The 25197-nt window shown below is 50.3% G+C and carries 26 protein-coding genes; 18 read left to right on the top strand and 8 right to left on the bottom strand.

The window, feature by feature from the left end; all coding sequences use genetic code 11:
- Positions 1–3 precede the first annotated feature (3 nt).
- Positions 4–1785 carry a RagB/SusD family nutrient uptake outer membrane protein gene (locus BUB30_RS01090; protein ID WP_073130099.1) on the top strand — a complete coding sequence of 594 codons (1782 nt, stop codon included), beginning with the start codon at positions 4–6 and terminating at the stop codon, positions 1783–1785.
- Between the two features lie 263 nt (positions 1786–2048).
- Complete coding sequence (locus tag BUB30_RS01085; RefSeq protein ID WP_073130096.1) at positions 2049–2966, top strand: sugar phosphate isomerase/epimerase family protein; 918 nt, start codon at positions 2049–2051, stop codon at positions 2964–2966.
- 155 nt (positions 2967–3121) lie between these two features.
- Here BUB30_RS01085 and BUB30_RS01080 read toward each other — a convergent pair whose 3' ends face one another.
- On the bottom strand, positions 3122–3853 hold the full coding sequence (locus BUB30_RS01080; RefSeq protein ID WP_073130093.1) for a DUF4386 domain-containing protein: 732 nt from the start codon (positions 3851–3853) through the stop codon (positions 3122–3124).
- Between the two features lie 146 nt (positions 3854–3999).
- On the opposite strand from BUB30_RS01080, the gene BUB30_RS01075 reads away from it, so the two are divergent.
- The 3 genes from BUB30_RS01075 (at position 4000) to BUB30_RS35865 (ending at position 9274) form a co-directional block, all read left to right on the top strand.
- Positions 4000–5055: a hypothetical protein gene (locus tag BUB30_RS01075; RefSeq protein ID WP_073130090.1), complete on the top strand. Its 1056-nt coding sequence runs from the start codon at positions 4000–4002 to the stop codon at positions 5053–5055.
- 297 nt (positions 5056–5352) lie between these two features.
- On the top strand, positions 5353–8514 hold the full coding sequence (locus BUB30_RS01070) for a beta-propeller fold lactonase family protein (RefSeq protein ID WP_073130087.1): 3162 nt from the start codon (positions 5353–5355) through the stop codon (positions 8512–8514).
- A gap of 223 nt (positions 8515–8737) precedes the next feature.
- The gene (locus BUB30_RS35865; protein ID WP_317044197.1) at positions 8738–9274 is read left to right on the top strand and encodes a T9SS type A sorting domain-containing protein; all 537 of its coding nucleotides are present in this window, start codon (positions 8738–8740) and stop codon (positions 9272–9274) included.
- Between the two features lie 89 nt (positions 9275–9363).
- Here the strand turns inward: BUB30_RS35865 and BUB30_RS01060 are convergent, their stop codons facing one another.
- The gene (locus tag BUB30_RS01060; RefSeq protein WP_073130080.1) at positions 9364–9900 is read right to left on the bottom strand and encodes a DUF2911 domain-containing protein; all 537 of its coding nucleotides are present in this window, start codon (positions 9898–9900) and stop codon (positions 9364–9366) included.
- Between the two features lie 28 nt (positions 9901–9928).
- A complete protein-coding gene (locus tag BUB30_RS01055) occupies positions 9929–10474 on the bottom strand; it encodes a dioxygenase family protein (protein WP_073130077.1) in 546 nt (181 codons plus the stop codon).
- A 475-nt stretch (positions 10475–10949) separates the two neighbouring features.
- Between BUB30_RS01055 and BUB30_RS01050 the strand changes: the two genes are divergently transcribed.
- Positions 10950–11360 carry a hypothetical protein gene (locus BUB30_RS01050; protein ID WP_143164721.1) on the top strand — a complete coding sequence of 137 codons (411 nt, stop codon included), beginning with the start codon at positions 10950–10952 and terminating at the stop codon, positions 11358–11360.
- Between the two features lie 45 nt (positions 11361–11405).
- Here the strand turns inward: BUB30_RS01050 and BUB30_RS01045 are convergent, their stop codons facing one another.
- Positions 11406–11849 (bottom strand): DUF2147 domain-containing protein, encoded by a 444-nt coding sequence (locus tag BUB30_RS01045; protein WP_073134610.1) that lies wholly within the window; start codon positions 11847–11849, stop codon positions 11406–11408.
- 524 nt (positions 11850–12373) lie between these two features.
- Between BUB30_RS01045 and BUB30_RS01035 the strand changes: the two genes are divergently transcribed.
- Positions 12374–13195, top strand: coding sequence for an alpha/beta fold hydrolase (locus BUB30_RS01035; protein WP_073130071.1), 822 nt, complete (start codon positions 12374–12376; stop codon positions 13193–13195).
- Between the two features lie 109 nt (positions 13196–13304).
- On the opposite strand, the gene BUB30_RS01030 is transcribed toward BUB30_RS01035, so the two are convergent.
- A complete protein-coding gene (locus BUB30_RS01030) occupies positions 13305–14282 on the bottom strand; it encodes a GlxA family transcriptional regulator (RefSeq protein ID WP_073130068.1) in 978 nt (325 codons plus the stop codon).
- A 188-nt stretch (positions 14283–14470) separates the two neighbouring features.
- Here BUB30_RS01030 and BUB30_RS01025 point away from each other — a divergent pair, with 188 nt between their 5' ends.
- The 8 genes from BUB30_RS01025 (at position 14471) to BUB30_RS00990 (ending at position 19696) form a co-directional block, all read left to right on the top strand.
- On the top strand, positions 14471–15334 hold the full coding sequence (locus BUB30_RS01025; RefSeq protein WP_073130065.1) for an SDR family oxidoreductase: 864 nt from the start codon (positions 14471–14473) through the stop codon (positions 15332–15334).
- Positions 15335–15374: 40 nt separating this feature from the next.
- Positions 15375–15866, top strand: coding sequence for an SRPBCC family protein (locus BUB30_RS01020; RefSeq protein ID WP_073130060.1), 492 nt, complete (start codon positions 15375–15377; stop codon positions 15864–15866).
- 94 nt (positions 15867–15960) lie between these two features.
- A complete protein-coding gene (locus BUB30_RS01015) occupies positions 15961–16428 on the top strand; it encodes an SRPBCC family protein (RefSeq protein WP_073130057.1) in 468 nt (155 codons plus the stop codon).
- A gap of 126 nt (positions 16429–16554) precedes the next feature.
- Positions 16555–17004 (top strand): SRPBCC family protein, encoded by a 450-nt coding sequence (locus BUB30_RS01010; RefSeq protein WP_073130053.1) that lies wholly within the window; start codon positions 16555–16557, stop codon positions 17002–17004.
- Positions 16985–17314, top strand: a complete 330-nt coding sequence (locus BUB30_RS01005; RefSeq protein WP_073130050.1) for an ArsR/SmtB family transcription factor — start codon at positions 16985–16987, stop codon at positions 17312–17314. The genes BUB30_RS01010 and BUB30_RS01005 overlap by 20 nt, the downstream gene beginning before the upstream one ends.
- 11 nt (positions 17315–17325) lie before the next feature.
- On the top strand, positions 17326–17715 hold the full coding sequence (locus BUB30_RS01000; protein WP_073130046.1) for a SnoaL-like domain-containing protein: 390 nt from the start codon (positions 17326–17328) through the stop codon (positions 17713–17715).
- A gap of 130 nt (positions 17716–17845) precedes the next feature.
- On the top strand, positions 17846–18697 hold the full coding sequence (locus BUB30_RS00995; RefSeq protein WP_073130043.1) for a DUF2911 domain-containing protein: 852 nt from the start codon (positions 17846–17848) through the stop codon (positions 18695–18697).
- Positions 18698–18781: 84 nt separating this feature from the next.
- Complete coding sequence (locus BUB30_RS00990; protein ID WP_073130040.1) at positions 18782–19696, top strand: PhzF family isomerase; 915 nt, start codon at positions 18782–18784, stop codon at positions 19694–19696.
- A gap of 12 nt (positions 19697–19708) precedes the next feature.
- Here the strand turns inward: BUB30_RS00990 and BUB30_RS00985 are convergent, their stop codons facing one another.
- Positions 19709–20608, bottom strand: coding sequence for a LysR family transcriptional regulator (locus BUB30_RS00985; RefSeq protein ID WP_073130037.1), 900 nt, complete (start codon positions 20606–20608; stop codon positions 19709–19711).
- Between the two features lie 41 nt (positions 20609–20649).
- Complete coding sequence (locus BUB30_RS00980; protein WP_073130033.1) at positions 20650–21117, bottom strand: GNAT family N-acetyltransferase; 468 nt, start codon at positions 21115–21117, stop codon at positions 20650–20652.
- Positions 21118–21284: 167 nt separating this feature from the next.
- Between BUB30_RS00980 and BUB30_RS00975 the strand changes: the two genes are divergently transcribed.
- Positions 21285–21677, top strand: coding sequence for a rhodanese-like domain-containing protein (locus BUB30_RS00975; protein ID WP_073130030.1), 393 nt, complete (start codon positions 21285–21287; stop codon positions 21675–21677).
- A gap of 18 nt (positions 21678–21695) precedes the next feature.
- Here BUB30_RS00975 and BUB30_RS00970 read toward each other — a convergent pair whose 3' ends face one another.
- The gene (locus BUB30_RS00970; RefSeq protein WP_178376987.1) at positions 21696–22586 is read right to left on the bottom strand and encodes a helix-turn-helix transcriptional regulator; all 891 of its coding nucleotides are present in this window, start codon (positions 22584–22586) and stop codon (positions 21696–21698) included.
- Between the two features lie 178 nt (positions 22587–22764).
- On the opposite strand from BUB30_RS00970, the gene BUB30_RS00965 reads away from it, so the two are divergent.
- Positions 22765–24252 carry a pyridoxal phosphate-dependent decarboxylase family protein gene (locus BUB30_RS00965; protein WP_073130023.1) on the top strand — a complete coding sequence of 496 codons (1488 nt, stop codon included), beginning with the start codon at positions 22765–22767 and terminating at the stop codon, positions 24250–24252.
- Between the two features lie 35 nt (positions 24253–24287).
- A complete protein-coding gene (locus BUB30_RS00960; protein ID WP_073130020.1) occupies positions 24288–25100 on the top strand; it encodes a class I SAM-dependent methyltransferase in 813 nt (270 codons plus the stop codon).
- The last annotated feature ends 97 nt before the right edge of the window (positions 25101–25197 follow it).

The raw sequence follows: 25197 nt of genomic DNA, 5'->3' as shown, positions 1-25197 counted from the left end.
GACATGAACTTTAAAAATATATTCAGATCCAAATCCGGACAAATCATTACCGCCACGCTGCTGCTCAGCGCCTTCTCGTGTACCGACCTCAACGAAGAGGTACGCGATGAAGTGTTGGGTGGTCAAGCCCCGAGCATGGAAAGCACACTGGTTGCTGCCTATGACCGTCTCGGCGACGCAACCTTCACCGACAACACCGGCATGATCTCCATGCAGGAATACGCCTCCGACATTGCCGTCCTGGCCACACGCGGTAGCGATTGGGGTGATGGTGGCAAGTGGCGCGAAATGCACGAGTTCACCTGGACAGCCAACAGCCTCATCCCGAGCGACCAGTGGAACCGCCTCACCAACGGTATCTCCCGTTCGCTGACGGCCATCCAGACGATCACCAATTCCGACGGAGACAAGAAAGCGTTGTATCTCGCCGAAGCACAAGGGTTGTACGCCTTCTACATGTTCAACACGTTCGACCTGTATAACCAGGCGCCTTATCGCGATCCCCTGGATATCAATGCACCCGTCATCGCAAAGCAGGCACCCGAAGGCATCGACGAGCTCATCACACTGGTGGAATCGCTCATCCCCAACCTGGCTACCCTGGGCGAACAATCCACCCACACCGGACGCTTCACAAAAGAAGCGGCCTACGCCCTGCTGGCCGACATGTATTTGAACCGCGCCGTGTTCAAAGATCGCTTCAACGCTGCATCGGACTTCAAATACACCGAAGCATCGCTCACTACGGGACAGAACGATATGGACCGTGTGATCTACTACACCTCGATGCTCATCAACAACAGCAAGTTCCAATTGGCCAGTAACTATTTTTCGAACTTTGACATCACCAACTCCGGCGCACCGGAGCACATCTTTGCCATTGTTCAAAAGATCGATGCCTTCCGGGCCGGCGATAACGACCTGGGCTATGTGAACCAGGAACGCAACCAACGCCCGTCACCGGCGAACCGCGGCACCAACGCAGCGTGTATGACCACCGAATTCTTTCACAGCTGGGATGGTAACCAGGACGATCCCCGCTTCTCGCGGAAGTATCAATACGGTGATGGAACGTGGTTCATGAACGATGGCACCGACACCAGCGTGCCTGCCAGCGACGTCGTGGCCGGAACAACCCAACCCTGGTTCCATTTCAACCGCGGCATCATCTATGGCCAGCAATACGGTCCGAAGCTCAACGACAAAGGAGGATTTGTCATGGACGGCTCGCGCATCGCGGTATTTCCCCTGGTGATGGAAAAAAACACCAACACCCCGATGAACTTCACGCCCGACCTGGCGTTCGACAACCCGGCGGCGGCTGTGCTGACTTCCAACCAGCTGAACCAAGGTGCGCGGATCTTCAAATTTGAATTTGACCCCGCCGGCGTATCCGGCCCCGACAACGGCGTGAGTGGCGTAGACGTTCCGCTTTACCGCCTGGGTGGTATTTACACCATGCGCGCCGAAGCCTACTTCCGCAAAGGCCAGATCACCGAAGCCTTGGCCGACATCAACATCCTGCGCACCAGCAGAACACGCGAAGCGCTCTACGCCAATGCACCCGGCAAAGCCATTGCAACGCTCGACGCCGACATCCTGCTCCGCGAACTCGGCTTCGAGCTCTACTGGGAAATGAAGCGCCGTCCCCAGTTGATCCGCTTCGGCAAGCTCGACTCGCCCTTCACCGCCAAGCCCGCCACACCCCCTACCCGTCGTGCCTACCCGATACCCCAATCGACCATCGACGTGAACAAACAATTCCAACAAAACAGTGGCTATTAAAATTGGCTAGATCTTAAAAAAGGATGTAGCCAGACATCTGCATCCATAACCACACCCGCATATTGAACAAGCCGTCTCAAAATTCTGAGACGGCTTTTTTATTTCCCCACGCCCATTTTGTTGGTGTCCCACCAACAAAAGTTAGCCGCCAGACACATGAAACAGCCCGCCTGAATTCACCACTTCCCGCTAAAAAGCAGAGATTGCTTTTTGAACCCCGGATTTCTAAATTACCTATCCGCATCCCTTAAACAGAAATCACCATGGCCCCACGATTCCAACTGTTCCTCCTGACAACCATCGTCTTTTTCCAACTGGTTTTCACTCAAGCCATCGGCCAACAAAAACGACCCTCCCTTATTCCCTCCCTCAACGCTTACTCGTTCAGCGATCTGCTCACCGCCCGCGACAAACAACAGGTTTATACCTTGTTCAACCTGCTGGAGTGGTGCGCCTCAAAAAAAATAAAGGCACTCGATCCCACCGCCTATTTCTTTCCAACCTATCCCGAAGTTCCTTCGGATGAGTATTTAAAGAAGTTCAAGGATCACGCAGCCAAATTAGGAGTGATCATCAGTGGCACAGGCATACGAAACAATTTTGCTTCTCCGGACCCAAAGGTGCGCGCTGAAGGTGTGCAGTTGGCCAAGAACTGGATTGTGGCCGCCTCGAAAATGGGCGCGCCGATCGTACGCGTCTTTGCCGGCGAGATCCCCAGCGGCTATGAAAACAAATGGACGGAAGTGGCCGGTTGGATGATCGCTTGTTTTAAAGAGTGTGCCGCCTATGGAGAACAGTATGGCGTCAAGATCGGCATCCAAAACCACGGCGACATGTTGCAAACCGCCGAACAATGCATCTATGTCATGAAGGGTGTGAACTCCCAATGGGCAGGCCTGATCGTAGACACCGGAAGTTTCAAGACGGCCGACCCTTACAAAGACATTGCAGCGGTCGTTCCCTACGCGATCAACTGGCAAGTGAAAGAAAGTGTCTTCGGGCTCGGCAACGAAGTCCCGACAGACTATAAACGGTTGGTCCAAATCATCAAAGACGGCGGCTATAAAGGCTATCTACCCGTCGAGACCCTGGCTGTGCGCGGCAAGGCATATGATCCTTTTGCGTTGGTTTCTGAGATGATCGAGGCGTTGGATAAAGCCATTAGTGAGGTGTATCGTTAACCCGCCTTTGTTGGTGTTCTTCACCAACAAATTCAGCGGCCAGCCATCCCGTTGAACCCGGTGGTTCTCCTCTTCACCCTTCCGGGACAATCCATCCGCCGCTTCGGTCACCACAGTCCCTGAGAGACTGTGTTGAGACGTTTCGCACTCCCTTATTAGCTTACTTGTACCCGCTCCTGCCACTTCGGCAAATCGACACCTTTCACCAGCAGCCACAAGCCAAGCGACAGTTCGGCGATAAAGCAAGGCATCAGGATAAACGGGAACAACTGATTTGCCAATGGCGGGTTCAGGAGCAACGTAAATGTATTGACGATATAGCACACGCCCGCCACCTGCATCAACACACCTAGCGTCTTCGGAAAATAGCCCGACCGGAAGATCAAATATCCTTCCACCAGGCACACAAATCCGAAGAAGATGAGCCCGATGCCGAAGCCATGGTCGTGGAGTTTAATAAAAATGTACGACAGCGCGTGGAGTTGAGTCGGATCGATAGATTTTAAATAAGGGGCGTCGGCCAGTACAAACAATGCCATCAAAAGATTTAGTTTGTTCGCCACCAACACCGCCGTCTGTATTAAGTTGAACAGCAAATTAAGCAGGGCAAGATTTCTATTGACCGGCCGGAGCAACACGTAAAAGATCACCATTAAGGGAATGTCACACACCTGCATGACGAGGTCAACACAAATGCCCACGCGCCATAGCAACGGAGAAGCAACGATTTGATTGGCCGTGGCCGTGGCGTCGCCGGGCACGAACAATTTCCCTCTGACAAAAAACTCCCCAAACAAGCCGGCGATAATGATGATCAAATATAACACACCACCCATTCGCGCATACGACTGTGGTGAAGATTCGGTTCCCTTGATGGCTGTCTTCATTGCCACAAAGTTAGCCGACAAAAACTACGCCACCAGTAGCCATTCAAGTATTATCCAGCGGTTTTTTAGGGTTTTCAGGTATTGAAGAAGTAAAGCACTTTGCTTAAATTGACTTACTGCCCTCACCCAACAACAGCAACCATCGCATGCCCGATTCAAACGATAAGCTGTGGCCCTACAACAAAGGTTTGGCGTTCGCCATCATTCCCTTGGTTTGGTTGGTCTTTATGGTCATTTTCATGATCGGGCAACGCTATGCCGGGTGGCAAAACACGCAAGGCACCGTGATCCTGGTGGTCGCGAGCATAAGCTTCCTGCCGGTAGTGCTTTTACTCCTCGATTTCTTCTCAGGAAGAGGTGCCGTGCTCGACATTAAGGGCGTGAAGATCGACTTTAGTAAAATCAATCTGGATACACAGGCCGTGAAGCGGGCGTCGTTCGGCTTGCCCGACAACATTGGTGTTGACGGCGCGCTGATTACAGACTCAACGGCGATGAACATCGTCAAAGTCCTGGCGACGACATTCGATCAGGAAGTGGCGGTGTTGAATTTAAAAAGCGGCGACGCCTGGTGGGTCACCCGGTTGTTGGCATTCAGCGCAGGCGCAGCGCGGACCGGCTCGCCGGCCATACTGGTTTTTATTGGCAAGAAAGAAAATGTCGCCAATGCCTTTCTGGGAATGGCAAAGCCGAAGGATATCGTGAACGCAATTGTGGAAAACAATGACCAATACAAGCTACGTTACGACAAGGCAATCGGCATTGCTCGACAGGTGCTGCTTTTTAGCGATGACACGCTCTTGCCTCCAAATTTCATGCTTGCCCCGGACATAGCGAGATATACCACCCTACCGGAGTATGTAAATCTGCACGAAGCCGTTACCGAACAAATTATCCTGGATCAGATGGCAAACAACAGCGCCTACGCCCCCGCCGGTTCGCTGGAAGAGCCGCCGGATAAAATTACGATAAGCCGCCTCCATGAATTATTTGCCCCTTGCCTATACAAAGATGAGATCGAATTGTCGGCCAGCCACGATCAACAAATCGACAAACTACTGAGTTCAAAGGCGCCCTACATAGCCCTTATGAAAGACGGCCAGTACGACAGCGCCTTAAAGCAAAGCGATGGTGAGCGATTGGTGCTCACGGAATTGTTTCGCCAATCAAAAAACAACAAACCCCAAAACCAGACCACCTAGTCACTGAAACAGGAGACCAGGTTACGACAACCCATAGTACCAAACGGACGGCCCCACCGTTGACGCGTCCGGCGGATTCTTACAGAAACTATCGCTTTATTCCAACCGGCAAAAAGAATGGAGCCAGCAAAACAGTCCTGCGGTTGGTTTTTTGCGTACTTCCCGGCTTGTGTCGCCGCCGATTTTATTGCTAAAGTTCTCATTTTCTTACAAACACCTTACAGGAGTGGCTTGGTTAGCTGAATTTGATGGATATTTTTGCGTTCTTGTCTCCTGGTTTTAATCCATTGTTTGAATATGACGTTTCATTTCCTGGCGCATTGGCTGCGTGTAGCCCTCGGCGTCATTCCGGCCATGAGTCGCCGTTGTTCGTTTTTCGCGGCACACTCCGGTCAGTCAAAAATCAAGGCCCTTCTGGTTTTCGCGTTATTGGGTATAGCCTTCCTGCCCGCAACAGCTCAATTCCTCAAATTCAAATATGTAAACCGTGGCATGCAGGAAGGGTTTGAGTATGTCAATGCCCTATGGATATCACCCGACAACAAGTTTGCCTACACGTCAAGCGACGCGGGCCTGGGTGTGTTCGACTACAATGCCACAACGGGTGCCATGGTGGTGAACGAGATTCACTACCTGGAGATGTACGGGTTTAAGGAGCCCACCGGCATTGGAAATTTTGTTTTCAGCCAAGACGGCCGGTTTGTTTACGCGTCGGGCGAGACCTCCACCTACATGTTCATCTTCACCCGCGACGCCGTCACGGGTAAGCTCACCTATGCGGGCAATTTTTCGGCGACGACCAAAATGTACGGCGGCGCCCCCAACATGTCAATCAGTCCCGACGACAAATTTCTTTATCTACAGCAAGGCGCCTATGTCGATATTTACAAACGCAACACCGTCGATGGTACAGTCACACAAACGGCGCACGTTTATACACAGGGTGGTGGCCTGTACATTAGCAACGATGGGAACTACTTGTACCAGGCAAGCAGGTACATGCACGTATACCAACGGGATCAAAACACGGGTGGCCTCACCCTCGTACAGCAGCAGCCTGTCAGTCCAGCGCTGCTGGGTAGCGGTGGCATGGCGGTGACGCCGGATGAAAAATATATTTTTCTAGGCTCATCACCCTCCGGCATTCACAGGTTTCAGCGAAACGCGGCAAACGGATTCCTCACCTACCTGGGCACGTTTTCCTATCCCACACCGGAAAACAAGAACAACCCGACCGGCCCTTCATCTGTGATGGCCCTTGACATAAATCCTGCGGGCACGCGCTTGTATGCGAGCGCCAAAGGGAACGGCAACGTCACCTCCTATGCCATCGGCGCCGACGGCTCACTGACGTTGCTCGATAGAAAGAACTCCAATCGATATTTCAACGGCCCCTTTGGCCTCTCCCTGAGCAACGACGGCAAGTTCATTTATGAATTCGGCTCCGCCGAAGGCGACCTGACGGTAAAATATTTTACCGAAAACGTCAACAGCAAGCTTGACTCCGTTGGTTTATTCCGGCTCGGCCAGTCCCTCCACCGAGGACTCACAGCGATGTCATCGACGGCCATGAGCAAGGACGGTCAGTATGTCTATACGGCCGGGTCATCGTCGATCCCGCTGAATAGCAACGAGCGATACTTCACATCGTTCCGGTCGGGCCTGTCTTCGGGAGGCGTGATGGAGGAGATCAACCGCGTGACGTTCGACAGCTTCGGAGGCACCAACATCACTTGGGTCAATGAGATGGCGGTAAGCCCCGACAATAAATACCTGTACGCCAACGCCGGCATGTCCTTGCTGGTGTTCACCCTCGATGCCTCGGGAGCCATGCAATACCAGTCGCAAATACAGTTGGCCCAAGCGCCGCGTCGCATGTCGCTAAGTGCCGATGGCAAGTTCCTGTATGTTACCGCCGACGACAATTCGCTGCGGACCTATAGCTGCGGAGCCACCGGCGATCTTACGTTGATCAATTCCTTAACCGCCAATATCGGCGCAGGCGTGACGGATTGGTTGCCCGTAGCAATCGTTCAATCGCCCGATAGCCGGTTTCTGACGGCTGTAAATGAAATCGACGGATATATTTTCCTGGTAACCTTTCAGCGCGATGCCACCACGGGGTTGCTACAGTTTCTGAGGGTCACCAACCTGCCTACCCACTACGGCTATAATGGCAACCTTTCATTTTCGTTGAACGATAAAACAAAGATGCTCTACATCGTCAACAAAAATAACAAGGACTTGCATTCCTATGCATGGGATCCGACCACCGGAGCGATTGGCGCCAGGGTATGCAGCGTAAATGCCGTCATCGATATCCAAAACAGCAGCGTCACGCCCTCGGGATCATACCTGATCCTGAACTCCCGCTACGAATCGGAGTTCTACGAACTTCGGGCCGATGGCGGGATCGCCTACATGGGCATACAGGAAAAAGTGGGGGGCGCATCCTGGTCAAGCGGAGGCACATCGGAACTCGAAACCTTTATGTTGCCTGCCAACTCCAATATGGTCTATGCATGCCGCTCCTTCGACGGTATTTGGATCTACCAGTACGAAGACAAGTTTCCACCCGCCACGCCCCAAAAAGTGACCGCCACCGGTGGTGATAAAAAAATTACGGTGTCATGGGAACCCGCTGTCACGCCCGGTGCTACGTATCATGTCTACCGGTCGACAACCGATCCGTACACAGCGAGCCTGGCCACCGAGATCGCTCAAACCACGGCCACCACCTATGTGGACACGGGCACACCCGTCGGTGTCGTCGCCTACTATTGGGTGACGGCTACCGTGTCGGGATCGACCAGCATGTTTTCACTCTCCGCCAAAGCTGCGGCCATTGATCTGCCACCCGCCGCACCACAAAATGTGACCCTGCAAACCGGCGACAAGTTCCTGAAAGTGAGCTGGGCGACCAACGGGGAAAGCGATCTGAAAAACTATACGGTATATCGCGGTTTTATAAACGACCCTTCGTCGTCCGGTATACTGGCCACCACAACATCGACCTCGTATACCGACCTTACCGTGGATTATGATAAGGTTTACTATTACTGGATCGTGGCCAACGACAGCCAATCGGCGAGCGCCAAGAGTCTGGGGGTTTCCGGAAAGGCAGCCGACGGGCCGCCCGCCGTGCCTTCGGGCATCAATCTGGCAACCGCCGATAAGTATATCACCTTAACGTGGAATGCCAATAGCGAGACCGACTTGGCCGGATACCGTATTTATAAAAACACAATGCCGAACGCGGGCACAGCGGTATTGTATTCATCGCCAACCACCACCCTACTGCGCCGACGACCAAGTGGACTATGGAAAGGCGTATTACTTTTGGCTACAGGCTGTCGACAAAACCGGCCATCAAAGTCCCTTAAGTCAGGTCTACAGCGGTTCGCCCGTCGATTCGACCCCGGGCATACCTACGGGGCTCGATCTTACCACCGCCGATAAATACATTACCCTGACGTGGCAAGCCAATAGCGAGTCGGACATCTCTTCTTATGAAGTTTTCAGGAGCACCACGGCTTCCCTCAGCGACGCCGCGTTATACAAAACCGTGAACACAACAACGGTTGAAGATCATAGCGTGGAATATCTGCAAACCTACTACTACGAGATCCGCGCCGTGGATGCCCAGGGCAACAAAAGTTCCTTTTCAACAACGGTATCCGGAATGCCCCTCGACAACCCGCCCGCAAAGCCAACGCAGGTGACGATCAGTTCCCACAGCAAAAGCAACACGCTTCAATGGCAAGCCAACAGCGAGGCCGACATAAAGGGCTATGCGGTCTACCGCGGCACCACAAACGATCCATCGAACGCAACGTTGTTGGGAACCACCGCCACCACCACGCTTATTGACACCGATGCCTTGACGGGCGAAGGCTTCTATTGGGTGAAGGCTTACGACAACAACGACCACTATAGCGCGTTCAGCGACATGGTGAGCGTGGTGATCACGGCAACGGAAGTAGCGGAAGTGGTGCGCTTCCTGGTATACCCCAATCCCGTAAGTGATTTTCTAAAACTGGAATGGGACCACGCTGCTGCGGCCGAATATATTTTCTATGACGTGAACGGAAAGCCCGTGAAGCAAGGAACCATGGCACCGGGCGAACTTATCGACGTTCGCGATCTGGCCCCCGGGCATTATGAATGCGGGATCGTCACCAACCACAAGTCGACAATCGTAAGCATCATCAAGCAATGACATAACAACAAAAGGGTCACCACAGGCACAACCTGCGGTGACCCCTTTTCAAAATCGAAGGTATTTTTACCTGTGCCTTCGAACCTATTTTATTTCACAGCAACCGGAACTTCCACATTCTCCCATTTCAACGAAAATCCACTCTTGTCCACAACATAGGCAAGCTTCTCATTAGCAGCCGCCGATTTCTTTGGCTTTACGGTCACCGTGAGCACATCCTTTGCCCGGTCGAGGTTAGCGTCTCCCCCTTTCTTAACACCCCACTGGCCGGTCTCGGAATTGAAAATGATGGTCCATTCCTTTTCACCGGGAATAGCAAATAAACTGTACTTGCCGGCGGGTAGGTCCTTGCCTTCAACTTTTATGGCGCTACTGGTTTCAAAGATGGTTGCTTCATTGGCTCCTGCTCTCCATGCTTTACCATAGGGCACCAATTCGCCCCAGATTTTTCTTCCCTTCACGGACGGGCTACTGTAATCGATGGTAATATTTGCCGCACCGACCTTTCCAGTGGCTTTTGCGGGTGGACTGGGGCGGTTTGCTTTATCGCCCTGGGCAAAGACTGCTGCCGCAAAGAGCATGCACGAGAATGTAAGAAACAGCGTCATTTTTTTTGGAGTTTTCATAGTGTGTAAAATTTAGTTAGGGTTGTATTTAGATGTATATATCGAATTGACCGTGTTGTCCGCCTTGCGTTTCCTTTATGGACAGCACGCGCGAAGGCTCTGCATTTTTCGCAAAATCATTTTGCAGGTTGGGGTCGCCTTTGAAATAGATCTGCGAGGTCAGCTCCTTAAATCCAGCGGCCCTGACTTTAAAATGGATGTGCCGGGGTCTCGAGCCATACGACGGAGGAAAAATGGTTTTAAAGGAGTATCGGCCCTGGCTATCCGACTTCACCACGCCGCGGCATTTGAATCCGTTGTTGTCGTAGTTCCCGTGTGCATCGCAGTGCCAAATATCGATCGTCGCGTTTGCGACTGGCGTGGCGCAGTTTGATGACTGAAAGACTCTTCCGCTGATCGTCAACGCATCGCCCTCGGTTTCTATCGTGGTTTTCAGAGGAGCACCCGCCTTGTAGTAAGGACCCTCTGCATCGCGTTGCGTTCTGCATTCTCCCGAAATCAGGCCCCCCGGTGTTCCGAAGAGTTTGACGATGGGAAGCAAAGTCAAGGAAGCCACAAATGATTTTCGTTTCATGTTCTGCCCGTTTAATACTTGCCAAACATTTTCTTTTCCATGCGACAGCTTTTCGAAGTCTGCCTGGATTGAACATCATCTTGAAAGCACCTGGAGTTTTCAAAACTTGTCCCGCCGATTCAATGAACCCCGCCACAGCCCGTTTGTTTTTTTTCTTTATTTTTAAGGCGTCTTTCTCTTTGGAAAATTACAAAATTATAGATCGCCGCACTTAAAATACATGGGGCAAACTAAGCCATCCAAAACAAGAATATACCGTTCCCAACGTAGTTTCCCAAATCCCGGAACTCCTCCCCTCCAGACACCGCTGGTGAATCTTGAGAAAAATATTGACTTTTGCCCTGGCGAAACTGCCTGCTGCCAGAAGCGGTCGCGGTAGTTTGGTATCAACCCGATGTTTGAATATTCAGAAAGTCTATTCGTGCGATGATCTCAACATTGACACGCGTGATTTAAAAAATTAACAGTCGAACAAATGAAGAATTTAATGTTGCCCTTGATTCTCACGGCATTACTGTCATCGTGCACGCCTGACAGCGCAAAAGAAACCATGAACGACGAACTACAGGAAAAAATCGATGAACAACTGTTGATTGCCGAGAACATGCTCAACGATCGCGAATTCAAAAATGCAATTGCACATATAGAATTGCATAAGCTTAGAAATGGAAACTATCCAAATGCTTTGTCTGAATTAATGTTTCTAACGGCAATGGATTCATCCATATTCTATTCTGTTGAATATACGAGACTTGATTCCGTTTATGAGTTAAATATAAACTTTGAACATTCCTTCTTTGGTGATGAAGAAAAAAAAGCGGGTCAATTAAAATATCCACCAGAATTTTGGAAAGGATTGGGATGTGTAAAATCCAACGTCAAGTGAAGTAGATGATCCTCTGCCCTGTAAAGGTCAGGTGAGACTGCTTCGCTAATTCGAACGACTCTCTAACCTTCTGTTGAATACCATACTCCTGCCGAGCCACCTGAATTTCCAATAGCCCCGGACCACCACCGTGTTTAAGTTGGTCAGCTGAACTCTGGCATCGTAGGTATGACCCGAATTGGGGTCGTAGATCTTGCCGCCTCCCCACACATTATTCCCCTGATACGAGAGCTGTTCAACCAGCTTTAACCCCAGTAGCTTTCGCCCCACGAGTTTGGGATCAGGATTCTCTATGTCGACGCGGGACCGCATGATCGTTTCGGTGGCGCATTGGTAATAGGTCATCTTTCCTACATAGTGACCTCCTTCTTTGGAGATCTGTATTAAAAGATTTTTCTCTTCGGATTCCCACACGCCAACAATTCGCTCGGCCGGCGACAGCACACTAAATCCTGTCGTCCCGAAAGACAAGAATAATGCTATTGCCATGACCATTGATTTTGCAGCGCTTTGATAGTTCATTCCGTCGGTGAATAAGAGTTGCCATGCTGGCTAGCAACCTCTTTTAATTAACCGCATATCCGACCGGGATTTTCACAGAGAATGGTAAAATAAATTCAGAAGCTTTCGCAGGAAGTGTAAGATACGCAAATTTCAGGAAGGGAACGCCGAAATGGGGATATATCTTCATTTGGAGAAATGGCTTATGGCCAAGGTGGCGTTTCCAGCCGGATCATCAATGTTTATTGAGGACTCGATGCATAAACCGAACGCGCCTGGAAACGATGAGACCATAATGACGCAGATAGTTTGTACCGAAATCATATCCCCGCAAACGTTGGAACAATACATCATTAAAATAATCCGGTCGACGACAAAAAAATAAATCAAAACGAACATTATCGATTCTTTAAAACGTGACGTGCATGTTCATGGCATCAAACATTCGTGTTAACTTAAAGACGCGATTAGCGGAATGACCTTTTTAACAAACCAATAAAACCCTATTAATTATGAGCAAGATCACAGTAAAAGACGGCACAGAAATTTACTACAAAGATTGGGGAACAGGCCAGCCACTTTTCTTTCACCACGGTTGGCCTTTATCTGGCGACGACTGGGACGCACAAATGATGTTCTTCCTGAACCTGGGATTCAGAGTTATCGCCCACGACCGCCGGGGACACGGAAGATCATCACAAACCGCGGAAGGACACAACATGGACACCTACGCAGCCGATGTTGCTGAACTCACCAAAGCACTTGATCTGAAAAATGCCGTACACATCGGTCACTCCACCGGCGGCGGCGAAGTGATTCGCTACGTCGCAAAACATGGACAGGGCCGCGTGGCAAAAGCGGTGCTCATCAGTGCGGTCACCCCCATCATGGTACAATCGAAAAACAATCCCGACGGCATTCCGCTTTCCATCTTCGACGACATACGCAAAGGCACCGCGACACAACGGCCACAATATTTTCAGGACTTCACCATCCCGTTCTATGGCTACAATCGCGAAGGCGCAAAAGTATCGCAAGGCATCCGCGACAACTGGTGGCGCCAGGGAATGATGGGTGGCATAAAGGCACACTACGATTGCATCAAAGCGTTTTCAGAAACTGATTTCACAGAAGACCTCAAAAGTGTGCAAGTGCCTGTGCTGGTGCTGCATGGAGAAGATGACCAAATCGTTCCGTTTCAGCTCACCGCGGTAAAGGCTGCAAAGCTTTTAAAAAATGGTAAGCTTATCACCTACCCTGGGTTTCCTCATGGGATGCCGACGACGGAGGCGGCAAAAATAAATGAGGACCTGTTGGCATTTATCAAATCTTGATGAAATAGTCAGTATCCAGTAGTCAGTAGTAGTAAGTCATTGATATTAAACTAAAAAAGGCTGTCATCTTTTTTCTGATGACAGCTTTTTTCATTTCAGATAATCCGCGCTAAGCCAATACAGGCTCCTTATTGAACTTCGCCCGGTAATCCAAAGGTGACATGCCGGTGATCCTTTTAAAGATTTCGCGGAAGGCTTTGTCGTCGGAATAGCCAACGTCGTTCATCACTTCGAAAATACTTTTTCTTCCCTTTTCCAATGTGCTCTTTGCCACTTCCACCTTGACGCGTTGTAAATATTCCACGGGTGTGTTACCGGTGGCTTTGATAAAGCGGCGGTCGAAATTTCGGCGGCTGATGGCGAGTCGCGAAGCCAGGTCTTCAAAAGAGATTTTGTCGCTCAGGTTTTCTTCAATATAGGTTTGTGCCTTACATACCAATTCGTCGCCGTGGGTTTTCTGCGTTTGGAAAATATGAAAGGGCGACTGTGAGTTTCTTTCGATGTCGATCTGAAAAATTTTTGAGCAATAGATCGCTGTCTGCCGGTCGAAGTATTCTTCCACCAGGAAAAGCATCAGGTTCAAAAACGAATATCCCCCACCGTTGGTGTAGATCCCCTTCTCGGCGGTGATCACTTTTTCGATGTGCAGGTTGACGTTTGGAAAGAGACGCCGGAACGGGGCCTCTACGTGCCAATGCGTGGAGCAGGTCTTTCCTTCCAGCAAGCCGGTGGCCGCCAGTAAAAATACGCCCGTGCAGATGCTGGCCACTTCGGAGCCGCTTTTATATTGTTCCTTGATCCAGGTCACGAGCTCTTTGTTATCTTCCATCACGTGTTCGTCATACGAAAGCGAAGGGATGATCACCAGGTCGTTCTTTTTTAATTCCCGGATGTTCACCGGGTTGACTGAAAAGAAACCCACATCCATTTTCAGCTCCTTCACAAAGCCTGCAATGCGGACTTCAATCATCGATTTATTGCCCATCGCCCGCCAAAACTCGTTGGCGCGGGTCAGGATTTCATAGGAGCCTGTGATGCTGCTCAAGTTCACATCTCCTTTGGGGACGACTATCGTTACTTGTTTCATCGCTAAAAGGGTTAACCAAATATGGGTGATTCTTTTGTCCAAATCAACCCGACACAATGTCTATTTCACACTCCAATGTTACCAAATTCAGACGGTAGTTTTGTCGAGTTCATATGAAAAAATCATCGGCGAAGAAAAACAATGTGTACACGTTGCTTGGATCAACCATGGATAACTAAATAATAAACATGAAACAAAAGATCATATTAATAACAGGAACGAACAGTGGGTTTGGTTGGCTTGCGGCGGGCAGTTGCGCCGCCCTAGGGCACAAGGTATACGCCACCATGCGCGATACAAAAGGACGCAACGCCGATAAGGCAAAGGCTTTGGTGCAGCAGGCAAACATTGAAGTATTGGATGTGGACGTCACCCAGGGAAAGTCCGTCACCGACGCCGTGGCGACCATCATAGCGAAAGAAGGGAGAATCGATGTGGTAGTGAACAACGCAGGGATCTACGCCACGGGAATTGCCGAGACGTTTACCGAAGACGATCTCGACAAAGTGATGGATGTGGATGTGCGAGGTCCCTGGAGGATCATGCGGGCCGCTTTGCCGCACATGCGCCAACAGGGAGAAGGATTGATCATCAATATTTCCAGTGTATCGGGTCGCTTCTCTTCGCCTTTCATGACCGTCTACAACAGCGCCAAGTTTGCTGTGGAAGGTCTGACCGAAGGCTTGCACTATGAAGTAAGACCCTTGGGCGTGGATGTGGTGATGATCCAACCCGGTGCATTTCCTACAGACATTTTCGGAAAGATCCTGACCGGCTCCGACACCACCGTCATCGCCGGCTATGGCGACCTGGCAAAGGTTCCGGAGCAACTCGGCGCAGGTGTAGGACAAATGTTTGAAGCCATGAAGCCCAACCCTCAATTGGTGGCCGATGCCATTGTGAGACTCATTCAAACTCCTCAGGGCAAAAGGCCACTCCGCACGGTGGTAGATCCCGCCACCGGAAACTTCGCCGAGCTCGCCAACAAACATGTGAAAGAGCAATACGACAATTTCTTAACGGCTTTTGGCATGCAAGCCATGCTGAGCTAATGGTTAGTGTACAGGTTTTCAAAAACAAAAAAGTAAAAAAATGACGACAACAACAGATTTCACCGCTACCGTCCGGGTAGACCAGACTCCAAAAGAAGTTTTCGATGCCATCACCAACGTTCGCGGATGGTGGTCGGAAGAGGTTGCCGGCGGCACGAGCAAACTTCACGATGAATTTGACTATCGCTACGAAGACATCCACAGTTGCCGGGTAAAGATCGTGGAGATGGTCCCGAACGAAAAAGTCGTTTGGCTGGTGATGGACAACTACTTCAATTTCACGAAAGACCAGACCGAATGGAAGAATACCAATGTCTGTTTTGAGATCTCCCGGAAAGATAATAAAACAGAGATCCGTTTTACGCACCTGGGCCTGACCCCGGAATACGAGTGCTTTGACGCGTGCTCCGAAGGCTGGACACACTATATCACGAAAAGTCTGCCCGCCCTGATCACCACCGGCAAAGGCATGCCCAACGGCAAGAGCAAGCCCTCCAGGACGAAATACGAAGAAAAATACCGGTCAGCCTAGACGGCAACAGAATTTCTTGATCCGCTTGCCCCGGAGAACGGTTCGAGCTCCGGGGCAGGCTTTCTTCCGAGTAATCTCTTAAACAACGTGAAAAATGAAAACAAAAGACTATACAACAACCCTAACGGTAGACGCTACCGCACAGGAAGCCTTCCAAGCGATTAACAACGTCACCCAGTGGTGGACGGAAAACCTGGTGGGCCGTTCACAAAAGTTGGGTGACGAATTTACGGTCCGGTTTGACGACGTCCATGCCTCCACGCAAGCGCTGGTGGAAGTCATTCCCAACAAAAAAGTGGTATGGCTCGTCACGGACAGCAACCTCAATTTTATTGAAGACAAATCGGAATGGACCGGCACCAAGATCAGCTTCGAGATCTTTGAGCAGGACAAAAAAACCAAGGTCCGCTTCACTCACCTGGGTTTGGCCCCAGAGGTTGAATGCTTCGACGCTTGCTCCAGTGCGTGGGGATCCTACATACAGGAAAGCTTATTGAGTCTGATCAATACCGGCAAAGGCCACCCCACCCCGGGAGAAGTCACCGTGGCGACAAAACAATAGCCTTTCCGGCTACGGGCGAACCAAAAAGTTCATTCACAAGACAGTAAAAAAACTGTCTTTTTTTCTCAAATATTTGGGTAACTTAAAAGTTACCTGTACGTTTGAGTAACTTAAAAGTTACGTATTATGACCAAGAGCATACATCACCAATTCTTCTTTCCCCACCCTCCCGAGATGGTTTGGGAATATCTGACCAACGCCGAACTGATGGCGCAATGGCTGATGAAAAACGACTTTCAGCCCATCGTCGGGCATGAATTTCAGTTCAGGACAAATCCGATCCCCAGTCTCGATATCGACGGCATCATGTATTGCACCGTGCTGGAGATCATTCCCTTCAAAAAGCTCTCCTATTCTTGGAAGGCCGGGCCCGGCGGCGGCAAGATCACGCTGGACACCGTCGTAGTCTGGGAATTGCAATCCAAAGAAAAGGGCACGGACCTTTTGCTGGAACACAGCGGTTTTTTGGAGATCGAAAATCTGAGCCTTTACAACGGCATGACCGATGGCTGGTTGAAAAACGTGAACAAGATCGCGGAACGCCTAAACGCCAAATATGGTACAACCATCATTTGATGCCTTCCAGGCCATCGCCGACCCGAGCAGGCGGAAGATGCTGAGGCTGCTCTCGAAAGACAGCCTCACCATCAACAGCCTGGGAGAACATTTTGACATGAGTCGTCCTGCGGTCTCGAAGCATGTTAAAATATTGCACGCCGCGGGGTTCATTTCCATCCAGGACATTGGCCGCGAGCGGCATTGCACGCTGAAGCAAGACGGCTTCCACCACTTGCAGGAATGGATCGACTACTTTGATAAATTCTGGGTATCGAAATTGAAAAAATTAGAAACCTTGTTGAACAACAAATCACAGAACAAAAAATAACACGCAGTATTATGGTAACAGAAACAAAAAAAGTGCTGACCACGCAGGACGTGGCAGACCGTTTTGACGCACTCGCCCAACAAGAACGCTGGTTCGAGATCCAGGACGAGTTTTTTGCCGAGAACGTCAGAAGCATTGAGCCTCCAAACTCACCGTATCTCAAGGATCTCAAGGACGAAGAAGGCAAAGGTCCCGTCCGAAAAAAGGGTGAAGATTTTGTAGCGAAGGTCCAGGCCGTTCACAGGATGCATACCACTCATCCGGTTGTGGGTGGCGATCATTTTGCCGTAGGTCGGGAAATGGATATGACGGTGGAAGGCTATGGAAGGGTTGTCATCAACGAGCTCATGCTCTACAAAGTGAAGGACGGCCAGATCGTACTGGAACAGTTTGTTTACTAACATTCGCGACCATCGTGTCTCTTCATCCGCGACACGATGGTCGCAAAAAGATCGGTGCGTCCATTAAATTTATCGTGTTGTTCAACACACTGTCGGGCGACGTCTGCCTCCAACCCTCAACCACCAAACTATGAAAACATCAATATTTTGTCTCCTTGCTTTTATAAGCCTCCTGGTTCATCCTGCCGGGGCACAGGAGATCCGCATGAAAATTCCTGCTTCAAGCCCGGGACAACGCATCGAACAGGATTTCGGGCTCGGAACGATATCGGTAAAATACTACCGGCCCAACACGAAGGGGCGAAAGATCTTTAACGGTATGGAGCCCTACGGGATTGTCTGGCGGACGGGGGCCAACAACGCCACGGTCATTCAACTCACCGACACCATCCAGGTGGAAGGCCACATGCTGCAACCCGGCGCGTATTCACTTTTCAGTATCCCCGATGCCAAGGAGTGGACGGTCATCTTCAACAAAACCATCGATCAGTGGGGAGCTTACTCCTACGACGAAAAACAGGATGTGCTTCGCGTGAAAGTGAAACCGGCAACCCTGGCCACCAAGGTGGAAACGTTGACCATTCAGTTTGCCGATGTTCACGAGGAAGATTGCCTGCTTCAGATCCTTTGGGAGAATACGGGGATAAATCTTCATCTGACAACCGATGTGGACAACCGGATCATGGCCAATATTCAAGAGGCGATGAAGGGTGAGAAGAAACCCTATTATATGTCGGCCATTTGGTGTTATAATCATAACCGGAATCTCGACCAGGCGCTGCAGTGGATGCAGGAGGCGAATAAGAATCAGCCACAGGCATACAATGTGAAATATTGGTTGGCGAGGTTGCAATTGAAGACGGGCGATAAAAAGTCGGCCATCGTTTCGGCGAATGAGGGGTTGAAGCTAGCTTTGGAGGAGAACAATGCGGAGTATATCCGTTTGAATAAGGAGGTGTTGCATGATGCTGGGGTGAACTAGGATGGCCGACACCAGCGGGAACACTTGCGCCGGTTTCCATTTTACAATCAAATTTCTTTATTTACCGGAATATTTGATTGCACGATGAGCAGAACACACACCGTTTACCAAATCAATTCCTTTACAACAAAAAAATTCACAGGCAATCCAGCGGGTGTCGTGGTGAATGCAGAAGGGCTGACAGACCGGGAAATGCTTTTGATTGCCCGCGAACTGAAAAATTCCGAGACGGCTTTCATCTTTTCTTCGCCTGAAAAGAACAGCGGCTACGATGTGGAGGTGAGATTCTTCACGCCGACCACCGAAGTGCCAATTTGCGGTCATGCCACCATCGCCGCGCATTTCGTGAGAGCTTTGGAACGGCAGGTTCAGCCCGGGCAAACGGTATGGCAAAAAACGAAGGCTGGCACTCTCCCCATAGAAATTTTAGAATCGGGTGGCGCGGTAAAGATCAAAATGACGCAGGGGAATATTGCCTTTGAGCCCATTAGCGCGTTCAACCGGTCCAACCTGTTAAAAGCGTTGGGCCTTAACGAAAACGAGCTCAACAGCGATTGCCCTATTGAGATCGCCTCTACGGGACATTCCAAAGTTATGATTGGCATACAGTCAAGGGCAAAGCTAAATCAATTGTCGCCCGACCTGGCGGAATTAAAAAAGGTCAGCGCCGCGATAGGCTGCAACGGCTATTTTGTGTTCACCTTTGATTCGGATAGCCCGGAAGTTTTAACGCATGGAAGAATGTTCGCACCGGCCATTGGTATTGATGAAGATCCGGTGACCGGCAATGCTAATGGACCTCTGGGCGCGTACATTATAAAGAACCGGCTGACGAATTTTCAGGGCGATAGATTTTCATTTATTGCCAAGCAGGGCGAGGCTATGGGGAGACCGGGGATGATGGAGGTCTTCGTTGATGTTCAAAACAACGTTCCGGTGAAGGTAGAGATCTTGGGAGAGGCGGTGCCGGTGTTTAAGACGGTGATCGAGCTTGAATAGATACCGGGCCTCTCATACGTCGAACTGCATGTTGATCTCGTGTTGGAGGAATTCGATGAAACGGGCAAAGTATTCCGGGTAAGTTTTGTTGGCCATGATCGCGACATAGTGCTTTCGCTTTAACCCGGCTTTTCCAATCTTGACGGCTTTCAATGGACTGTGGCGGAGGTAGGGCTGTGCCGCCCACTTGGCCATGACCATGATGCCCATGTCTGCTTTTACCATTTCAATGGATGCCTCTGTGAGCGGAATGGGCGTGATCTTTTTGGGCGTGACTTTGGCCGGCGCCAGGAAGAATTGATGCACGGTGACCGTCTCTAACGGCAGGGAGTGGATGAGCAGGTGTTCGCTTGCAAAGTCCTTGGGAAGGACAAACTTTTTGTCCACCCAGGCGTGGTGGCTGGGCACGATCACCACCATCTCGTCCTGGAACAACTCGATGTATTTGAGCTTTTCGTTCTTCACCGGGTCGCTGGTGATGGCCACATCCAACACACCGGACAACAATTTTTGGAGGGGATAATGGGTAGCCTCGGTGACGATCTTTAAATCGACATTGGGGTATAATAGCTGGAATTGCTTCATGACCGACGGGAGCCAATGATAGCTGGAGAAACATTCGGTGCTTATTTTTATTTCTCCAAATTCCCCGAATACGCTTTTCTTTATCTGCTGCTCCGTCTGGGCAAGTTTGTCCAAAATTTCCTTTGCCGTTTCGAAGAGCTTCTCGCCCGCCTTGGTGAGGACCATTTTTTTATTGACGCGGGAAAACAGCTTGGTGCCGATGTGTTGCTCCGCTTCCTTCAGCTGGTAGCTGAGGGCCGACTGGGTGAGGTGAAGTTTGTCAATAGCCTTGGTCAGACTCCCCTCTTCAGCAATGGCTTTGATCAATTTTAAGTGACGTATCTCCATGATGGCAAATCTCAAAAAATGGTTCACAGGAAAGCAATACGCTATACAATTTCTACCGGCTTTGGTTCAAGAGAAAATCGCATTTTCTCCTTTGCCTTCGCTCCCATCCGATTGTAAAATTCAATAGCCCGCTCGTTAAAAACGGGCGTCTGCCATTGCAGGTTTGCGCATTGATTTTGAATAGCAACATCCATAAGGAGATCAAATATTTTCTTTCCTATGCCCAAGTTCCTGTATTCAGGATTCAGATACAAACAATCAAGATACAAAAATCGTTGCGCATCCCAGGTCGAAAAATCGAAGGTAAAGGTGCAGTAGCCCACGACGCCTTCCGCGGAGGCTACCACGTAACAATATAAAGAAGGTGATTGGGAGAAGATGGCCCTTCTGAGCGCCTCCAGTTTTCCTTCCGGCGAATAGGAGGCCTGCTCGTGGGCCGCATGCTTTTCGCATAAGCTGACCAGGGTTGGTAAGTCGCCTGGTTCACAGGACCGAATGTCATATTTCATTGAGAGAGCTTTTCAATAAACACATTTCCATACACAAAGGTATCAACCCCGCCGTAACTCCTTCTCCATTTCGTCTATGAATTTTATCCATGACATGCATGAAATCTTTTTGTTTTTCCCGGAGCTACCATTTTTATACTCTTGTGAAATAAAATTGCCTCAAATTTATGAACGCACAAATCAAACACTACGAAGACAAACTGGCCTATGAAATGGATCCCTCCGACCTTTTCGCTGCGCTGAACAACGGAGAAAAGATCATCGCCCTCGATGCCCGCAAACCTTTTGGATACGAAGCCGAGCACATCCCCGGCGCGCTGAACATTCCGCACCGTGAAATGAACGAACAAACCACAAAGCACCTCGACAGAGAGGTGGTGTACGTGACCTACTGCGATGGCATTGGCTGCAACGCATCCACCAAAGGCGCGCTGAACATGGCCAGGCTGGGCTTCAAAGTAAAGGAATTGATGGGCGGGATCGAATGGTGGAAGTTCGATGGCTATGAAACGGAGGGAACCAAAGCGGCCACAGGACTGAAAGTAGAATGCGCCTGCTGACAAGCAAAGACGAGAAGTCTATTGGATCACGTTCAAAGACTTTTCCTGTCTGAATGCAGAGGGAGTAACGCCAAAACGCTTTTTGAACGACCGGCTGAAGTGGGAAACGCTTTCAAAACCGCTCTCGAAGGTGGCCTCGCTGATGGTCTTGTGGTGATCGCGCAAAAGCCGCAGGGCGTGATTTAACCGTTGCTCCAGCAACCATTTTCCGGGAGCAGTTTTGTAGATTTTCTCAAAGTCTCTTTTGAAGGTAGACAAGCTTCGGTTGCTCAACTCGGCGTACTGTTCCATCTTCAGATTGAAACAATAGTTTTCATCCATCACGCGCTGCAGCGACACGTGCTGCGGTTCGTGAAGCAACGAAGAGAAGTAGGATAGCAATTCGGCGTTGTGCGGATTGTCTGCGAGGGTCAGGATCAGTTCCTTGAACTTCAGTTCCAGCAGGGAGCGATCGGGCTCATGCGCGTCATTAAAATAGGATGAGATCGACAGAAAAAATGCCGACAAGGCATCGCTTTTATCCAGGACCATCACCGGTTCAAATTTTCCGATCGCGTTGTGCAGGGGCGTCGATCTTGTTTTTAAGGTGTTGCAAATGAATTCATCCGGGATAAAAAATAAGACAACACAAAATCCGTTGTCGAGAAAATTCTCAAAGATCCAGGCGCCCTTTCTCACAAATACACACGTCTCCTTGCCGATGTCGTACGACTTGTGGGCCGTGTGCCAGATCTTTCTTCCCTCGATCACATAAAACAGGTAGTTATACTGGCTCCACAGATCGGCAAACCGCGTCTTCATGAGGCGGGCTTCCAGGGGGCAGTTAAAGACGGTGATGAGCGTATCGCTGCAATTGAATTGGCGATAATAATTCGGATGCTGAAGAACTCTTTCGTAAAAATTTACCATGACGTCTGCAAAATGAATTACGGGAAATCGTTCAAATAGTTTGAACGACCGGGCCAAACACATCCCGAAAATACCCATAAAATCCGACCAAATGAACCGTTCAGGCATATCTTTGAGCCTTTAAGTAAAGCCCGCCGCGGGGGAAGTAGCTAGTTTTGGTGTATCACAAAACAAGATCATGCTACCCGAAAGAACCTCCCCGGCCAGAATGAGCAAAGAAGAATTTCGAAAGGTTGGCTACTACCTGGTCGATAGCATCTCTGACTTCATGGACCGAATCGGCGATGGCCCCGTCACCACCGGCGAAACGTCCACCCAACTCCAGGCATTTCTCGGGACCACGTCGCTACCGGAAACCGGCATGACGGCCGACGTCATCATGAAACGGGCCGTAGACTTGTTGTTCAATCATTCGCTTTTTAATGGACACCCCAAGTTCCTGGGATACATCACCTCTTCGGCCGCACCCCTTGGCGCATTGGCCGATCTTTTGAGCGCGGCGGTTAATCCAAATGTGGGTGCCAATATCTTAAGCCCGATGGCCACGGAGATCGAGAAGCAAACCATCGGGTGGCTGGCCGAATTCATTGGCGTTTCTCCAACGTATGGCGGCATCCTGGTGAGCGGTGGGAACATGGCCAACTTCACCGCCTTTCTTGCCGCGAGAACTGCCAAAGCGCCGAAGAGCATCAGACAAGACGGGATAGCAGCAAACGACGCGCGGTTGGTGGTCTACTGTTCCAAGGCCACACACGCCTGGATTGAAAAGGCTGCCTTCTTCTTCGGCATCGGGGCCAACGGCATCCGCTGGATCGAACAGGACGACTTCGGCAAGATGCACATCGGCTTGCTGGAGCAGGCGATCAAGAGGGACCTCAAAAACGGCTACACCCCGATCATGGTGGTGGGCAACGCGGGCGATGTGAGCACGGGTGTAGTCGATGACCTCAAATCCATTGGCGCGCTTTGCAAAACCTACAACTTGTGGTTTCATATTGATGGCGCCTATGGGATCCCGGCCGCCGTTATACCCGAACTCAAAAATGTATTCGCAGGTGTTGAAGATGCCGATTCTATTGCGCTTGACCCGCATAAGTGGCTCTACAGTCCATTGGAAGCCGGCTGCACGCTGGTGAAAGATCCCCAGACCCTGATCGACACCTACAGCACACACCCCGTATACTACAACTTCAACAGTTCGGAATCTCAACACAACTATTATGAATACGGCTTTCAAAACTCCCGCGGATTCAGGGCGCTAAAAGTGTGGGCGGCCTTGCAACACGTAGGACGAGAGGGATATATCAACATGATCGGCAAGAATATCGAGCTCTCACAACTATTCTTCCGTCTCGCCCAACGCCATCCCGAATTGGAAGCCATCACCCAAAACCTTAGCATCACCACCTTGCGATACGTTCCTGCCGAACGGCCCGACGACGCCAAGGGAAAGGAAGCCTATTTAAATACACTCAACGAAGCGTTGTTGAACCGCCTGCAACGCAAGGGAGATGTATTCCTGTCGAATGCCGTGATCAAGGGAAAATATTGTCTCCGGGGATGCATTGTAAATTTCAGAACCACAGAAAAAGATATCGAAGAGATCATCGACATCGTCGTGCGTGAGGGGCGGAAAATTCACAAGGAGTCAGTGAACGTTCTTTAAAATCACAACACTTTAAACTTAGCTAATAAAAAAAGATGAATCCAAACAAACAACTATGGGAAAAAGGCGACTTTACCCGCATTGCTGAGAGCATGCGGGAAAGTGGTACAGAGCTGGTCTCTAAACTGGGGATCACCAAAGGTATGAAGGTTCTTGATCTCGGCTGCGGCGACGGCACCACAGCCCTACCCGCCGCGCGACTAGGCGCCAACGTACTGGGTGTCGACATCGCAGAGAACCTGGTGAGGGCTGGGAACGCGCGGGCAAAAGCCGAAGGGCTCACCCACTGCACTTTCCAGGAAGGCGACGCCACCAACCTGCAGGCCCTGAGCGATCACACGTTCGATCTCACCGTGAGCATCTTCGGCGCCATGTTCGCGCCCAAGCCCCTCGATGTAGCCAAAGAAATGGTTCGCGTGACACGTCCCGGTGGCCGCATCGTGATGGGCAACTGGATCCCTGGAGACCCAACACTCGTGGCGCAAATCCTGAAAATCAGTTCTGCCTACACTCCCCCACCCCCCGAAGGATTTGTAAGTCCGATGTTGTGGGGTGTGGAGAGCAACGTCATCGAACGTTTTGGCAACGCCGGCGTGCCGAAAGAAAAGATATCGTGCGTGAAGGATACGTATAACTTTATCGCGCCTTTCACCCCCGCACAATTTGTGAGCAAGTTCAAAATCTACTATGGACCGACCATGAATGCTTTCGATGCGGCCGAAAAGAATGGCAAGGCTGTTGAATTGCAACGTGAGTTGGAGGCATTGTTCAGCAGCCAAAATAAAAGTGGCAAAGAAAGCAGCACGTCTATACCTGCGACGTTTTTAAAGGTGACGGTTCACCTTTGAAAGGATCCTCAGCTTGCCAAAAAATATCCATTGCTTTGAATAACCCCAGGCTTTAGCCTGGGGTTTACATGCCCAATTAAAACGTGCCACAGGAACA

This window comes from Chryseolinea serpens (genome assembly GCF_900129725.1).
In the GTDB taxonomy this organism is placed as follows: Bacteria; Bacteroidota; Bacteroidia; order Cytophagales; family Cyclobacteriaceae; genus Chryseolinea; species Chryseolinea serpens.
This window is presented reverse-complemented; position numbering and strand designations above follow the sequence as displayed.